The 14,967-nt window shown below is 50.3% G+C and carries 21 protein-coding genes; 17 read left to right on the top strand and 4 right to left on the bottom strand.

Going from position 1 to position 14,967, the window contains the following annotated elements; translation table 11 throughout:
• The first annotated feature begins 38 nt into the window (after positions 1–38).
• The 4 genes from CLC93_RS14210 (at position 39) to CLC93_RS17750 (ending at position 1,815) form a co-directional block, all read left to right on the top strand.
• The gene (locus CLC93_RS14210; RefSeq protein ID WP_095506649.1) at positions 39–473 is read left to right on the top strand and encodes a hypothetical protein; all 435 of its coding nucleotides are present in this window, start codon (positions 39–41) and stop codon (positions 471–473) included.
• A gap of 195 nt (positions 474–668) precedes the next feature.
• Positions 669–1,274: a single-stranded DNA-binding protein gene (gene ssb / locus CLC93_RS14220; RefSeq protein WP_095506651.1), complete on the top strand. Its 606-nt coding sequence runs from the start codon at positions 669–671 to the stop codon at positions 1,272–1,274.
• A 23-nt stretch (positions 1,275–1,297) separates the two neighbouring features.
• A complete protein-coding gene (locus CLC93_RS17640; protein WP_141237404.1) occupies positions 1,298–1,660 on the top strand; it encodes a hypothetical protein in 363 nt (120 codons plus the stop codon).
• Entirely contained in the window at positions 1,657–1,815 is a 159-nt protein-coding gene (locus tag CLC93_RS17750; RefSeq protein WP_169903040.1) for a hypothetical protein, read from the top strand. The genes CLC93_RS17640 and CLC93_RS17750 overlap by 4 nt, the downstream gene beginning before the upstream one ends.
• Before the next feature lie 56 nt (positions 1,816–1,871).
• On the opposite strand, the gene CLC93_RS14230 is transcribed toward CLC93_RS17750, so the two are convergent.
• A complete protein-coding gene (locus CLC93_RS14230) occupies positions 1,872–3,128 on the bottom strand; it encodes a tyrosine-type recombinase/integrase (protein ID WP_095506653.1) in 1,257 nt (418 codons plus the stop codon).
• 151 nt (positions 3,129–3,279) lie between these two features.
• Positions 3,280–3,843, bottom strand: a complete 564-nt coding sequence (gene radC, locus CLC93_RS14235) for a RadC family protein (protein ID WP_169903042.1) — start codon at positions 3,841–3,843, stop codon at positions 3,280–3,282.
• Positions 3,844–3,956: 113 nt separating this feature from the next.
• Here radC and coaBC point away from each other — a divergent pair, with 113 nt between their 5' ends.
• The 5 genes from coaBC to CLC93_RS14260 all read left to right on the top strand — a co-directional run bounded on the left by coaBC (position 3,957) and on the right by CLC93_RS14260 (position 7,574).
• Positions 3,957–5,153 (top strand): bifunctional phosphopantothenoylcysteine decarboxylase/phosphopantothenate--cysteine ligase CoaBC, encoded by a 1,197-nt coding sequence (gene coaBC, locus CLC93_RS14240; protein ID WP_095506655.1) that lies wholly within the window; start codon positions 3,957–3,959, stop codon positions 5,151–5,153.
• A 17-nt stretch (positions 5,154–5,170) separates the two neighbouring features.
• Positions 5,171–5,629: a dUTP diphosphatase gene (gene dut, locus CLC93_RS14245; protein ID WP_095506656.1), complete on the top strand. Its 459-nt coding sequence runs from the start codon at positions 5,171–5,173 to the stop codon at positions 5,627–5,629.
• A 36-nt stretch (positions 5,630–5,665) separates the two neighbouring features.
• Positions 5,666–6,253, top strand: a complete 588-nt coding sequence (gene slmA, locus CLC93_RS14250) for a nucleoid occlusion factor SlmA (protein WP_095506657.1) — start codon at positions 5,666–5,668, stop codon at positions 6,251–6,253.
• A gap of 152 nt (positions 6,254–6,405) precedes the next feature.
• On the top strand, positions 6,406–7,215 hold the full coding sequence (locus CLC93_RS14255; RefSeq protein ID WP_425439860.1) for an ion transporter: 810 nt from the start codon (positions 6,406–6,408) through the stop codon (positions 7,213–7,215).
• Positions 7,216–7,325: 110 nt separating this feature from the next.
• Entirely contained in the window at positions 7,326–7,574 is a 249-nt protein-coding gene (locus CLC93_RS14260; RefSeq protein WP_245837169.1) for a hypothetical protein, read from the top strand.
• A 90-nt stretch (positions 7,575–7,664) separates the two neighbouring features.
• On the opposite strand, the gene pyrE is transcribed toward CLC93_RS14260, so the two are convergent.
• Positions 7,665–8,306, bottom strand: a complete 642-nt coding sequence (gene pyrE, locus CLC93_RS14265; RefSeq protein ID WP_095506660.1) for an orotate phosphoribosyltransferase — start codon at positions 8,304–8,306, stop codon at positions 7,665–7,667.
• 42 nt (positions 8,307–8,348) lie between these two features.
• Positions 8,349–9,062, bottom strand: a complete 714-nt coding sequence (rph, locus tag CLC93_RS14270; RefSeq protein WP_095506661.1) for a ribonuclease PH — start codon at positions 9,060–9,062, stop codon at positions 8,349–8,351.
• A gap of 165 nt (positions 9,063–9,227) precedes the next feature.
• Between rph and CLC93_RS14275 the strand changes: the two genes are divergently transcribed.
• The 8 genes from CLC93_RS14275 (at position 9,228) to CLC93_RS14305 (ending at position 14,844) form a co-directional block, all read left to right on the top strand.
• Complete coding sequence (locus CLC93_RS14275; RefSeq protein ID WP_095506662.1) at positions 9,228–10,094, top strand: YicC/YloC family endoribonuclease; 867 nt, start codon at positions 9,228–9,230, stop codon at positions 10,092–10,094.
• A gap of 166 nt (positions 10,095–10,260) precedes the next feature.
• Positions 10,261–11,487, top strand: a complete 1,227-nt coding sequence (locus CLC93_RS14280) for a tyrosine-type recombinase/integrase (protein ID WP_095506663.1) — start codon at positions 10,261–10,263, stop codon at positions 11,485–11,487.
• Positions 11,465–12,061 carry a hypothetical protein gene (locus CLC93_RS14285; RefSeq protein WP_095506664.1) on the top strand — a complete coding sequence of 199 codons (597 nt, stop codon included), beginning with the start codon at positions 11,465–11,467 and terminating at the stop codon, positions 12,059–12,061. Before CLC93_RS14280 ends, CLC93_RS14285 begins: the two co-directional genes overlap by 23 nt.
• 97 nt (positions 12,062–12,158) lie before the next feature.
• Entirely contained in the window at positions 12,159–12,404 is a 246-nt protein-coding gene (locus CLC93_RS14290; protein WP_095506665.1) for a helix-turn-helix transcriptional regulator, read from the top strand.
• A 10-nt stretch (positions 12,405–12,414) separates the two neighbouring features.
• Positions 12,415–12,723, top strand: coding sequence for a hypothetical protein (locus tag CLC93_RS14295; RefSeq protein ID WP_095506666.1), 309 nt, complete (start codon positions 12,415–12,417; stop codon positions 12,721–12,723).
• 379 nt (positions 12,724–13,102) lie between these two features.
• Positions 13,103–13,267 (top strand): hypothetical protein, encoded by a 165-nt coding sequence (locus tag CLC93_RS17755; RefSeq protein ID WP_169903044.1) that lies wholly within the window; start codon positions 13,103–13,105, stop codon positions 13,265–13,267.
• Positions 13,267–13,470 (top strand): hypothetical protein, encoded by a 204-nt coding sequence (locus CLC93_RS14300; protein ID WP_095506667.1) that lies wholly within the window; start codon positions 13,267–13,269, stop codon positions 13,468–13,470. The genes CLC93_RS17755 and CLC93_RS14300 overlap by 1 nt, the downstream gene beginning before the upstream one ends.
• Complete coding sequence (locus tag CLC93_RS14305; RefSeq protein WP_095506668.1) at positions 13,471–14,844, top strand: helicase RepA family protein; 1,374 nt, start codon at positions 13,471–13,473, stop codon at positions 14,842–14,844.
• Positions 14,845–14,967: the final 123 nt, after the last annotated feature.

The raw sequence follows: 14,967 nt of genomic DNA on the forward strand, positions 1-14,967 counted from the left end.
AACGATTGCAAACGTACTAAAGACTTTGGAGTTTACCGATGACCCCGAACAACCGACAGAAAATTATCAAAGCTCTAAAAGCTCACAACTTAAAAGCTTTAATACCTATTTTCGAGGCTGAAGACAGTCTTCGCTCTTTAACCATCGTTGAGCGCGAAACCATATTGAAAGCAAAAGAAAGCTTGGCAAGTTGGCCTCAAGAAGAGGAGCTGCGATCAACTGCATGGCTCAAACAAAAACTGCGTGAATCCGTCAACAAAGCGCGTCTTGAAAGCGTTCATGCCAATCAACTGCACCCCATTGCTGTCGGTAATTGCGTACTCGTACCCCACGTTGATAAAGGGTACGCCCTGCCAGGTGGGGGTTATACAACGGATCACCTTCAAGCGGTAAAGATTGCAACGCGCCTTTCATTAATGATGCGCCACTGCAAACCCTTCACGTTCCGAATTCCAACCAAAGGAGCGGCATGATGGGGGCTCAAACTACCTATATTTGCGACCGCTGCGGAGCCAAATCGCATCGAATAATGGAGTCGCTAAAAGTATCGCTTTATTGGGGGAAGTTGTGCGCAGCTGGCGACCACACCCCTAAAAACTACACCTACTGCGGACAGTGCTTAGAGCATGTAACTAAAGTCGTAAGAGCCGCGTTTAAGGAGGCAATCAATGGCTAGCCGAGGAATCAACAAAGTCATCATCGTTGGTAACTTAGGGCAAGATCCTGAAGTCCGCTACATGCCGAACGGCAACGCGGTGGCTAACTTCACCGTCGCCACCAGTGAGAGCTGGAAGGATCAACAAGGCCAACAGCAAGAGCGAACTGAGTGGCATCGCATTGTGACGTATCGCCGCTTAGCTGAAATCGCCGGGGAATATTTGCGTAAAGGCTCAAAGGTTTACCTTGAAGGCAAACTTCAAACCCGTAAATGGCAAGACCAATCGGGCCAGGACCGCTACACCACCGAGATAGTTGCGGACCAAATGCAGATGCTGGACACCCGCAACGGTACGCATTCGCCAAGCCCGGCTTACAACCAAAGCCAAGGCAATCAACAGCAACGCGGTCAGCAGCAAGGCGGGGGCAATCGCCGCCAGTCTCAGCAGCAAATGGCGGTCGATCCCCAACGACCGAACGATCCGCCACGCCAGCAGCAACCAAGGCAGCAAGGTAATCAGCAGAATCAACAGGGGATGCTCGGACCGAACAGCAATGTCGATGACGGTTGGGATGACGATATACCGTTCGCGCCTTACCCCAGCATATTGGCTTAGGAGAGAATTATGGACCCGATACGTTGGCTACTGCTTTTCTTTGCGCTGTGCAGCTTCACGATTTTTGTGCCGCTCATACAAACCCTAATCAGGCAAAAAGAGAATCACACCATGCTTATCCTGGTCGCGATTATCGCACCGGCAATCATTATCTGGATAACGAAATGAAGACTGACACCTTAAGTAAATGCTTTGTCGAAACCGCCGCGTTAATTCAGGAGTTGCGCCAAGCAATACGTGAGAAACGTTCAAACCAAAACTTAATGGTTCTGGCTGCGCAGCTAGATTGGAAGAAAGACTGGCTTGGGCATGAAGTGGGAAAAGTCGTGGACCATCATCGAGAAGCCAGAAAGCAACTGGCTTGCCACCTCGCTGAAAAGAAATGACCGAGTACGCTCATGAATTGCTGGACTATGTGATGGCGTTTAACCGTGTTTCACAAGCCGAAGCGGAAAAGTATTTGGACGATAACACCGATGGGCTTTGGCGGCTGCGAACCGAACCGTTACCGATGGATGGCGTGATATACGAACAGGATTAACAACGAATGCTTGCAGAGCTTTGCCCCCTTGAGAGGGGGCTTTTTTTGCGTGCGTTTTACCAAGCTTTGCGTAGAGGCACTACCACATTGAGCGCGTCAGGTTGGCGTAACTCTTCTAATCTAGCCCACCACTTTGAATACGCTTCCGCTTGAGGCTTTAGGTATTCGCTTTTGTCGTATACCGCACGAACCCCGGTGATTGAGTGGCCCAACATGATTTCAGCAATATCTGTTGTCGTAAAGTCAGAGAAGTTCGTTCGGGCCGTTCGGCGTAGGTCGTGTGCTGTGAAGTGGGCGATTTCACCACCATGCTCTTTGATCCAGGCGATTGCCATTTGTGAAGCCCTGTGCGTATGAAAGTACACTTTACCCAATGGGTCGCCCCATCGTGTCGTTATGAGTCGATCTCCGGGGTATCGGTCGAGCATAGCCTGAAGGAATGGCTTCCACTCGTCGATAATTGGATGAATTAAATCTTTCTTGGTTTTCTTACCCGCTTTGTGGGAGTTCGCAGGAATTCGCCAAACTTGCGTATCCATATTGAACCAACTTTTGAAAGAACGACAAAGCTCTGCCCCGCGACAACCGGTATACAAAAGGAACAATAGAGTATCGCTATGTTGACGCTCCAAATCCCCACTGTCACAAGCGCGAAGTAACCAATGCAGTTCGGTGCGATTTAGTACACGATCGCAACTGTTTAGGACCACGCCAAGATCATCACCAGCACGAACATGCACTAGAGGATTGTCATCGCATATTTGGCGCTTGAGCGCCCACCGAAGGCAATTGCGCATAAAGGACAGTGTGGCCGATGCTGTTGGTGGGGTTTTTGCAGCGATACCATCAAACACGTCCATCCACTCCCACAGCCTAATAGAGTTCACATATCGCTCACCCAATATCGGCTTAACGTGTCTGTCGTACTGGTAAACCAGTAACTTCGGATTTTGCAACTCCCCTTCGACTTTGGCCTTGTAGTAGCGATGGAAAGTCTCATTCAGCGTGAGCTCGTCACTATTCTTTTTGCGCTCGTTATCTTGCCATTTAGCAGGGTCGAATCCTTCATCACGGACCTGTTGTAGTACACGGTGTTTTCGGCGTGCCTCCGCCAATGAAAGCTCAGGATAGCTCCCAATTCGCAATCGCTGCATTTCCATAATTTCGCCGCGCTTGCTTTTTAATCGGTAGCGATATTGGAACGTGATAGCTCCCAACGCACTAACGCGAACACTTAGCCCTTGTTTATCAGCCTTTTCAAAAGGCTTCGTAGGCTTTAGATGGATACTTTTGAGGTATGAATCTGTAAGCATGGTCGAATCCTCAGTTTTGGTACACTGATTGGTACACAAATCTATTTTTCACCCGTTGATAAATACTGCTGAATTACTGAAGTTTTTTGTTTCAGTTACAGCTAACCATAGGCTTTAGCTAGGTTTTCTGCTGAATCTGAAACAAACAAAGTCAGAAAATAGCGAAAGAAACTGATTTGTTATCCAACTGTTGCTTTTGCACTAAAATAAGAGCCGCTGCTCGCTTTTCCAGCACGATTTTTACCACTTCGCGCGGATAAACCGCTGCGGCGTTAATTGTGCCCTCGAAAACTGGCTGAAATTCAATCACTCGATGCTGGTTATCCAGCAATAGTAGTGCAAACACCTCGCGGTCTTTGTGGCTTAGCTTTTGTTGTAAGAAGCGTTTAGTGTGCTCGGGCGAGGTTAGCGGCTGGCTGCCTTTGACTTCCGAATAAGCCAAACGCGAGCCAAGTTCTAACGCCGCCAGTAAACACGCGATTCTAGCAGGGCCTAAGCCATTAACTCGACGCAACTGGCTTTGGCTTGAGCTGGTGAGTCCGGCAAGGCCATCAAGCTCGTTGAGAATTGAGCGCGCTAGTGACACCGCACTTTGCCCCTTGGTGCCGCTACCAAGCAACAAAGCTAATAACTCGGCGTCGCTCAGGGCTGAGGCCCCCATATTCAACAGGCGCTCTCTGGGCCCTTCTCCCTTTGGCCAATCCCTTATTGCCATCCCTTCTCCTTGGGTCGCGTCCACAATTCCTTTGCAATTAAAGGTAGTGCATTTCGAAACCATCGGCGGCTGTGGTATGTTAAGCCGCAATAAAAGCCAACCAAATTAGTCCTATGAGCTTAGCCAATAAGAAAATTTTGCTGGGTATTGGCGGTGGTGTCGCTGCCTACAAGTGCGCAGAACTGACCCGTCAGCTGAGCAAGGCCGGCGCCGAAGTCCGAGTCGTCATGAGCAAAAGCGCTACTGAATTTATTACGCCGCTGACGCTACAAGCCCTGTCGGGTAATCCAGTCGGATTAGATTTGCTCGACCCGGCCGCAGAAGCCGCCATGGGACACATAGAATTGGCCAAATGGGCTAATGCCTATGTCATTGCCCCTGCCACCGCCAATTTGCTAGCGCGTATGAGCGCGGGCATGGCCGATGAGCTGATTACTACCGCAGCTCTGGCCACTGATGCGCCAGTGGCTGTGTGTCCGGCAATGAATCAACAGATGTATCGCCACGCCGCCACTCAAGCCAACCTTGAGACCTTAAAAAGCCGTGGGGTTCATATCTTTGGCCCAGCCAGCGGTGAGCAAGCCTGTGGCGATGTGGGCCCAGGTCGCATGATTGAGCCGGAGCAAATTGTTGAGCAGCTGCAAGGCCTGTTCGTCGAGCCTGTATTAAATGGCGTGAGCCTGCTGATTACCGCGGGCCCTACCCAAGAAGCCTTAGACCCGGTGCGCTATCTGACTAACAAGAGCTCAGGCAAAATGGGCTATGCCTTGGCTGAGCAAGCCGTCGCCCTTGGTGCGAATGTCACTCTGGTTAGCGGCCCTGTGAGCTTGGCCGCTCCAGCCGGCGTTAAGCGCATTTCGGTGGAATCAGCTGCAGACATGCACCAAGCGGTGATGGCCGAGGTTGAGGCCCATCAAGTATTTATTGGCTGCGCTGCAGTGGCTGATTACCGCCCGGTGAGTGCTGCCGAGCAAAAGATTAAAAAGAGCAACGCCGAGATGAGCCTTGAGCTAGTGCGCAATCCAGACATTTTGGCGGATGTTGCCAAGCATGCTAAGCGTCCCTTCACCGTAGGTTTTGCCGCTGAGACTAATGACGTTGAGACCTACGCGCGCGGCAAGTTAGAGCGCAAAAATCTGGATATGATTGCCGCTAATGACGTATCAAAGGCCGGACAAGGCTTTAATGCGGATACCAATGCGCTCACCGTCTATTGGAAAGACGGCGAGCGTGCGCTAGCGCATGGACACAAACGGCAGATTGCTCGACAATTGCTGCAACTGATTCAATCACACCTTCAATCAAAATAAACAAAGACGACTGATCGATGAAAACGCCTATCGAAGTTAAGATTCTAGATTCTCGCATTGGAAGCGAGTACCCACTTCCACAATACGCAACTCCAGGCTCAGCCGGTATGGATTTGCGCGCCGTATTGGATGAGTCACTGACCATTCAACCTGGCGAAACCAAGCTATTGCCAACCGGTATCGCTATCCACGTAGCCGACCCAGGTTTGGCGGCGGTGATTTTGCCGCGCAGTGGATTGGGCCACAAACACGGTATTGTGCTGGGTAATCTTGTGGGTCTTATCGACTCGGATTATCAAGGTCAGCTAATGGTGTCTTGCTGGAATCGCGGTCAGAGCGAGTTCACCATTGAGCCTGGTGATCGCATCGCACAGCTGGTTTTTGTACCAGTTGTGCAAGCCGAGTTTAAAGTTGTCGACGAATTTGCCGATTCAGAAAGAGGAAGCGGTGGTTTTGGCCATTCAGGTACCAAGTAACAACAACCGCTAAGTCATCAAGGAAGTAATAACAACATGGCAGCCAATAATAAGAAAAACCGCCGTCAGCAGATTTTAGAGTGCTTGGCGCAAATGCTGGAAACCGCTCCGGGCCAGCGCATTACCACCGCCAAGCTTGCCGCTGAGGTAGGTGTTTCAGAAGCCGCGCTTTATCGTCATTTCCCGTCAAAAGCTCGCATGTTCGAAGGGCTTATCGACTTTATCGACGAATCTATTCTGTCGCGCATTAATCTGATCATGCAGGAAGAGAAAGACACCAGCACCCGTGTTTACATGGTGCTGCAGCTGTTGTTGGTGTTTGCCGAGCGCAATCCTGGCATCTCTCGAGTACTGAGCGGCGATGCCCTTTTGGGTGAGCACGAGCGTCTGCGCAGCCAGATTGCCCTGCTGTTTGGCAAAATCGAAACCAACCTAAAGCAGATTCTGCGCGAGCACAGCCTGCGCGAAGGCGCCAACTTAAAAGCCGATGAAGCGGTAATCGCTAATTGGTTGTTGGCCTACGCCGAGGGCAAAATCAGCCAGTTCGTGCGCAGTGAGTTTAAGCAAAAGCCAACCTCGAATTTCCGCGAGCAATGGCCTTTGATTGAGTCGCAGTTGGCTTAATCGCTGCAACTCGACACTCAGCCTTACCAAGCCCGCTAAACTCTAGCGGGCTTTTTAATGCGCCTAGCGTTGTGTCGCTTTGGAAATCCCTTACAATAAGCGCCTGCTAAACCTTTACCGAACAATAAGCCCCTGAGGAGCGCATGAGCAAACTGACCAATCAAAAACTGCAGGACTATTTTTTCCGCCTGCGCAGCAACAAAGTATTTGAAATGTTCGTGGTCAGCGTCATCATTTTCTCGGCGCTAATGGTAGGTGCTAAAACCTACGAACTGCCCCCTGTACTGCTGACGGTCACCAATATTCTGGATTGGACCATCACCTTCATCTTCATGGCCGAAATCACGGTGCGCTTTATCGGTGAGCCCAGAAAACGGGACTTCTTCAAAAACGGCTGGAATGTATTCGACACCCTAATTGTGTTGGTGAGCGTTATCCCAATCGATAACTCAGACATGGCAGTGATTGGCCGTTTGGTGCGTATTTTCCGTGTGCTGCGGATGATATCTATCATTCCAGAGCTGCGTACCCTGTTGAATTCTTTACTAAAAGCCTTGCCTCAGCTGGGTTATGTGATGCTGATGATGTTTATCATCTTCTACATTTACGCCGCCATTGGCAGTACATTTTTCGCAAAAGTCGATCCTTTCTTGTGGGGTGATATCAGCATCAGCATGCTGACTTTGTTCCGCGTGATGACCTTTGAGGATTGGACTGATGTGATGTACGACACCATGGAAGTCTATCCGCTGAGTTGGATTTATTATTTTACTTTCATCTGCTTAACCGCTTTTGCTTTCCTAAATATGGTGATCGGTATCGTGGTCAGCACGCTAGAGGAAGAGCACCGCCTGCAAGATGCAGAGCGCGCTGAGGCCGAGGGCGAGCCAACGCTAAAAGAACTGCAGGCGGAAATCCAAGAGCTAAAAGCCCTGATAAAAGAGCAACATAGCGTTCGCTAAAAGCTTCGATTTTTTTCACAGGTTCAGAGCCGACTGAATGTCGGCTCAGCTCCTAAGCTTGATGCAGACAAAGTCACTTTGTCCGATCACATCAAGATATTAAGGAGCTGATGATGGCCTATGTAATGATTGACGGTAACAAGTACGAAAAAGAACTCATCGACATGGCGCGCGCTCACACCACAGGTCGTGGCGAAGGGCGCATCTCTCGCGATGAGGCGATGGATTTGATCAACTCAGCCCAGGATGGCCATCGTGTTACCGACACAGAAATGAGTACCCTGCACTACATTCGCGATAACTTTGACTTCACCGATGCCGCGGCCACTTGGTTCGATAACGAAATTTCTAAGTGGTAGTTCGCAGTAAGTAGTAACTAGTTAGCAGTGATTAGAAACACAAAAGCCGACTCATTAGAGTCGGCTTTTTGCTACTAACACGGGGCAAAATTAGATGCCGTACTGCTCGCGGTAAGCACTCACCATGGCCAGCTCTTTGTCCATGCCAGGTTGTTGCTCAAGGTAAGCAATCAGGTCGGCCAGCTTAATGATAGAAATCACTGCACAGCCAAAGTCGCGTTCCACTTCCTGAATAGCAGACAGCTCGCCTTGACCCTTCTCTTGACGGTCTAGCGCGATAAGTACACCAGCCAGCTCAGCATCGTTGGCCTTGATGATTTCCATGGATTCGCGGATCGCAGTGCCTGCGGTAATCACATCATCCACTAGCATGACCTTGCCGTTTAGCTCTGAGCCCACCAAAGAGCCACCTTCGCCGTGGTCTTTCTTCTCTTTGCGGTTAAAGCAGTAAGGTAGGTCTTGGCCGTGGTGGTCATTTAGCGCAACCACTGTGGTGGTGGCAATTGGAATGCCTTTGTAAGCAGGACCAAACACCAAATCGTAATCCACACCAGAATCCACTAACGCGGCGGCGTAAAAGCGGCCTAGGCGCGCCAAGTCCTTACCCGTGTTAAACAGGCCGGCGTTAAAGAAGTACGGGCTAGTACGGCCAGACTTTAGGGTGAACTCGCCAAAACGCAGTACCTGGCGCTCAATGGCGAACTCGATAAATTCTCTTTGATAGTCTTTCATGAATTAACTCTGAATCTCTGTAGTCAGTTCTCTAACCTAGGCTTAGCTTAAAGCCGCTTTTTGCGCGTCGGTGATTTCACGAATACCGTGCTTGGCCATCTCTAGCATGGCTAGTAGCTCTTCGTGGCTAAACGGCGCTTCTTCGGCGGTACCTTGAATTTCGATGAACTGGCCAGTTTCGCTCATGACCACGTTCAAGTCGGTATCCGCTGCGCTGTCCTCTGGATAGTCCAGATCGCAAACCGCTTCGCCTTTGTAAATGCCAACGCTCACCGCAGCAATCATGTGCTTAAGCGGGTTGTTTTTTAGAATGCCTTTGGCGCGAGCCCAATTCAGCGCATCAACCAGAGCCACACAGGCGCCACTGATAGACGCGGTACGAGTGCCACCGTCGGCCTGAATCACGTCACAGTCGATGGTAATGGTGTTCTCACCTAACAGAGTTAAATCCACCGCGGCGCGCAGGGCGCGACCAATCAGGCGCTGAATTTCCTGAGTACGACCAGACTGCTTACCGCGAGCAGCTTCGCGGCCCATACGAGTGTGAGTTGAGCGAGGCAACATGCCGTATTCGGCAGTGATCCAGCCTTTGCCTTGGCCTTTTAGAAAGCGCGGCACGCCTTCTTCAAAACTGGCAGTACAAAGCACCTTGGTATCGCCAAACTCAACCAACACCGAACCTTCGGCGTGAGCAGTGAATTGACGAGTAATGGTGACAGGACGGGTTTGCTGGGGGGTACGTCCGCTGGGTCGCATGAGCATTTCCTGAGAGCTGATTTTGAGTGCTGCATAGTATACGTAAACCCTGATTCAATCGCCATGATTTAGCGGATGTGGCTCTAAAAACAGCCGCTTATCGTTTCAAAAGCAACGAGGTTGGGCATATAATCGCTAAGACTCAAATAAATCTTGGGAATCCAGATGATCCACAGCATGACCGCCTACGCTCGCGTAGAACACAAAGCCGAGTGGGGCAACGCCTCTTGGGAAATTCGTTCGGTAAACCAGCGTTACCTAGAAACCTATATTCGCCTACCAGAAACCATGCGATCACTGGAGCCGACCCTGCGCGAACGTCTGCGCAAGCGCCTTAACCGAGGCAAGGTTGAAGTAAACCTGCGCCTAGACATCAAGAAAGACGACGGCGCCGGTTTGTCCTTAAACGAAGGTCTAGCCAAGCAATTGCTGCAATCGGCTGAGTGGCTGCACGGCCAAACTCAGTCGGCTGCCCAAATAAACCTAGTCGACGTGCTGCGCTGGCCTGGTGTGATGAGCGCCGATGAGCAAGACATGGACAGCGTTGGTAAAGAACTGATGCAGCAGTTCGACAAGGCTCTTGATGACTTTGTAGCTGCGCGTGCCCGCGAAGGTGAAGCCATCAACGAGATGCTGCAAACTCGCCTAAGCTCAATCGAAGAACAATCGGCCTTTTGCAACAAGCGTATGCCAGAGATTTTGCAGTGGCAGCGCGAAAAATTGTCTAACCGCTTAGCGGAAATCAAAGACGAGCTAGACCCTGCCCGCATCGAACAAGAGATGATTTTGCTGGCGCAGAAAATGGACGTGGCAGAGGAAATCGACCGTCTGGATGCCCATGTCACCGAGACTCGTCGCATCCTGAAAAAAGGTGGCGCCTGTGGCCGTCGTCTGGACTTTATGATGCAGGAGTTCAATCGCGAATCGAATACTTTGGCGTCTAAGTCGATTAGCTCCGACATAACGGCTTCGGCGGTGGAGTTGAAGGTGTTGATTGAGCAAATGCGAGAGCAGATCCAGAACTTAGAATAACGATTCCCGATTTTTCTAACATCCCTCTAAAGCCCTTATTTACAGGGCTTTTTTTATAAGCTATGTTTCTACTTAATTCAGAACGTTTCTGAAAACTGGTAACACAATCGGTTACACGATGGATACACGAGCGGTTACACGGTAGCGGTTACACAGGGAGTAGAGCATGGCAACGGGCAGTAGACACACCAGAACCCCACTAGGTGACGGAGTATACAAACGCATCACCACGACTGGCGCAGTGGCTTATGAGCTGCGTTACACCATTAACGGACGGCGTAGGTTCTACACGCTGAACGCCACCACTAAGACGCTGGCCAAGGAAGAAGCCGCCACCATTAAGAAGCGCATTAGAACCGAGGGATTCGACCCAGTGGCCGAGAAGAAGCGTTTAGACCGTTCTGAGCTAAAGACGGTTAACGACTTGTTTGTCGTATGGCAACAGGACAACGAGAAGCGCCTAGAACACCCTCACATCCCCGCACGCTACTATAACGACAAGATGAAGCCTTACATTGGTGAGCTGGCCATTGGCAAAGTGACACCGCTGGATATAAAGCGCATCATCGAAAAGGAAGCCAACCGAGGCAAGTTAACCAGCGCTAACAAGACCCTCATTCATGCCAAGCAGCTATTCAACACGGCCATAAAGCTAGGCTTAATCACTGCCAACCCTGCCGCAGCATTCAAGACTTCGGACGCAGGAGGCAAAGAGACACCAGGTGAACGCGCTCTGTCATTCGATGAAGTAGCACACGCTTTTGGTGTATTCAGAGAACACCGTGACCGATTCACTCGCGATAACTACCTGTTTGTGGCCATCACCCTATGCTTGGGCATTCGTAAGAGTGAGCTAGTCAAAGCCCAGTGGTCAGAGTTCGACTTGAAAGACGGTTGTTGGTACATCGACGCCAGCAGAACCAAGACCCGCAAAGGAATCTGCGTTCCACTGCCTAAACCTGTCATAGCATGGCTAGAGGAGCTTAAAATACGCGCTTGTGGCTCTGACTATGTTCTACCACCAAGACGCAAAAGCAAGTCACCACACGTAAGCCAAGACACGGTTAATCACGCTGTGGCCAAGCTGTTTGGCAAGAAAGTCGATGGCAATAAGAAGCCCTTACCCAATGTCATGGGCGACCTTGAATATTTTCACATCCACGACTTACGCCGCACCTGTCGAACCCTGCTTTCTGAACTGAAAGTAGACAGCCGAACCGCTGAAATGTGCTTAAACCACAAAATTAAAGGCACCGAGGGAATATACGACCGATACACCGCCTTTGATGAAAGACTGTCAGCCCTTACCAAGCTGGCCGAACGTATCGCGCCAATAGTAAACAACACCAGCAACGTATTAGAGCTTAAACATGGACAAAGACGCTTGGATTAATCCGCTACCAGAACACCAATACCAGTCGAAACTGGATCTGCTACTAACAGAGCTGTGCGAAGCATCCGCTGGAGTCGAATATGGGTTTATTCTCAATATCAAAGAGTTTTGTTGGCGATTCCTTGAGACAGGGGAGACAAGATTTATTGACCAGGCAGTGATTAACTGTGCTCATTGGCGAATACCTATCACCCCTATACTGGCAGAATTGGTAATGAGCGCAGCCGTTATCAAAATGTCTGGCAACCAAGCAGCATCCAGAAAGACAAAATGCCCAGTTGAGCGGGAAATATCAGAGGGCTTCACTATTCGCGCTCTGGCTTTGCTCACTGAATTTTGTGGGCTTACCTTACACGAAGCAAGCGTAAAAGCTGCATCAGCCCTAAGCCACCACCACCCAGACTTCACTAAAAAGAGCTCCACAATCGAAAAGCTGTACGCAGCAAAGGCTAAAGACCTTGGCGAGCGACTAAGAAGCCGCAAACCCGATGGCTGGTCAGTGACAGAACAGCAAAAGTTTCTAAGTGAATTCCCCCAAACAACCCCGCAAGCCCTGCTGGGAGAGCGCCGATAATACTAGGGGAATATTTTTGACAATTTTATTCCCCTCCAATTTGGCCTGATAAATCATTTAATCGTTCCTGTACTCATTGAACCACGCAGGAACAAACATGCAATACATCGAACCAACCAACCAGCAACGCGCCGAGATTCTAGCAGCCAGCAACGTTGAAGTTGACCGCCTTGTTAGCACCGACGAGCGCGACAGCATTTCGCCAATGTCTCGCACTTCACTATGGCGAGCAATCAACACTGGCGAGTTCCCCAAACCTGTCAAATTAACAGCCCGCCGCAGAGCCTGGCGACTGTCTTCACTTCTTTGGTTTAACCATCTGGCTGAACAAGCCGCAAATTAAGGAGCCTTTCATGGACTCAAAACGCATCGACACCTTTGCCGAACTGCTTTTACAAGCTGGCCAAAAGGGGATCACCACCTTTCAAGTAATTGGAAAGCTAAAGACCCCTTGCCCGCACCACTATGCGCGAGTGTTGCGCCGTAACGGGGTGCCAATCACCAGAGGCAGCATATACGCACTACCAGACCAAGAAGCCGCTCAAGCTTGTTTGAACTGGCTGAACGGTGAACGAAAGAAAGACGGTAAGCGAATGCTTAACGAGGGTGAGTGTATTTATTACCTGGGCAAGTTCCCAGAAAGCAAAAAAGCCGCCTGTTAAGACGACTTTTCACTTGTATCAGCGCTTTAGAGGGGTGTTACCAGCACCCCAACACTACACATCAGCAAGGTAATGATAAACGATGAAAAATTATTTGACCAGAAAAGACGATCGGCGTATTGTCGCAGTTGTTGGACTAGACACCCAACAACACAGCAGGCGGCTTAGACACCCGCAAGCGATGACGAGTACAGGACAATCCAAACCCTCTTTTGATACCAATGCACCCGCGTTGTATCCAGAAAACGGGAACGGAGTAGCGAACCAAGACGCATCGACGTCAAATGTTCCCGCCCTCTGGGCGATCCTGTACCGCCCATTGTCTTGCGGTTTGCTACTCACCCGCCTGTATCGACAATTTGATACAGGACTCTTAAACATGGTTTACACCTTTCTAATCGCCAGAACTGGCACCCCAATTGCCCACTTGAGCAAGGTTCGCACGCGCTCAGTATTTGCCAAAAACGAAACGCAAGCCCGCGAAGCATTGGCACCTATGCCACTGATATTCCTAAGCCGCACACCAGCGCGGAGGGCTTCGTAATGTCTGAACAACAAACCTTTATCGCTTGGGTATCCGACAACATGAGCGGATCAGAATGGTCGTACCAAGACGGCACCGAGTTTCTACACGTTAACGGCCAGTTTATAGGCGGTTACATAACAACAATGCGCAGCTACTTTGTCGCTCAGAACGAGCATACAGCGCGATTAATGAAGCTGTTTAAGGCTGACAAGGAGCAGTAAATGGAAAGCCTTTCCCTTTCAGCAATGGCTGATGAATCGACCCTGACCGCAGCTATGGCGCACGAAATAGACTTGGGTTATGAGTTCGCATCTTCTATTGAGCCTGACCTATTCAAAAGCGGGTTCCACCGCTCAGTAGCGATTGAGTATCAACGCAGCTACACGGACAAAGCCCCAACGCTTAAATACTTGGCGGATAACTTCCACGACTCGTTAATTGGCGCGGGATGGTCGCAAGCTGATGCCCAGGCGAAAGTTGAGCGACTAGAGCAACACGCAGACCGCCGAGCGCCCACGGTTGACCAGATTCAAGCCGCAATCGGTAAATTGAGCGCTAAGCAGCCTGATAAGCAAAAGGTTTACACGCTGAGTTATGGCTTTGCTGGCTACGATGCCGAGTTTAGCTATTTGATGAAGCGTTACATTCCCGCGGCTTCGCTTGGGATGGTGTTTGGTGCGTCTGGAGCCTATAAATCGTTTTTAGCGATTGCTTGGGCTTGTTCCATTGCGACTGGCAGACCTTGGAACGGCACACCAGTAACACAAGCGCCAGTGCTGTACATCGTTGGCGAGGGAGGCGTTGGCGTGCCAAAGCGGATCTTTGCTTGGTGCCAGGAGTACAACAAAGGCCAGTCCCCAGACGAGCTGTGTTTGCTCAACTTCCCGATCCCTATGGCAGACCTTGCCCACACTAACAACTTGATCAGCACCATTAAGGCAGAGCAAAAGCGACTAGGTAAGAAGTTCGGCCTCGTTGTTATCGATACGCTAGCCCGCTGTTTTGGCGCAGCAGACGAGAATCGTTCAGACGATATGAACGCCTTTGTTTGTGCTTGTGACCGAGTTAAGGCGGAGACTGGCGCATCTGTGCTTGTGGTTCACCATAGCGGCAAAGACGCAGCCAAAGGAGCGCGAGGTTCAACAGTAATGAAAGCCGCTTGTGACTTCGAATTTCGAGTTGAGCGACACAATGACGACCACGAAACAGGGTTGATTCTGACTTGCACAAAAGCCAAGGACGACAAAGAGCCAGCGCGCCAACTGTTCCCACTGGCGGAACGCTTTGTTCGAAAAGACAGTGACGGTGACGACGTTGTTAGCCTCGTTTGCTCAGATACAGGCCAGACACCACCAGAGCCAGAACCAGAGCGAGACCCAAGCAAAGCGCTAGGGAAGAACGAGCAGATCGTTTACCAAGCCGTAAGAAGCCGCATGGCCAACGGTGAGTCGACAGCGCGAAAGGTAATCATTGACGACTTAAAAGCCCAAGGAATCGCCGTTAAACACTTCTCTCGATGGGTTAATAACTGCGTTGAAGCCGATGTTATCGAAGACCGCGAGGGCTTGTTAATCGCCAAGGTAGCAAGTCAGTAAGAAAATTCCTCATTCCTCGTTTGCCTATACATCTGAGGAATGAGGAAAAACAGATTGAACTATTCCCCATTCCCCAAGTGTCTAGGCAAAAGGGGATGGGGAAAAATTAAAACTAGAAAGGGG

It is taken from the genome of Paraferrimonas sedimenticola, from assembly GCF_002282855.1.
Lineage (GTDB): Bacteria > Pseudomonadota > Gammaproteobacteria > Enterobacterales > Shewanellaceae > Paraferrimonas > Paraferrimonas sedimenticola.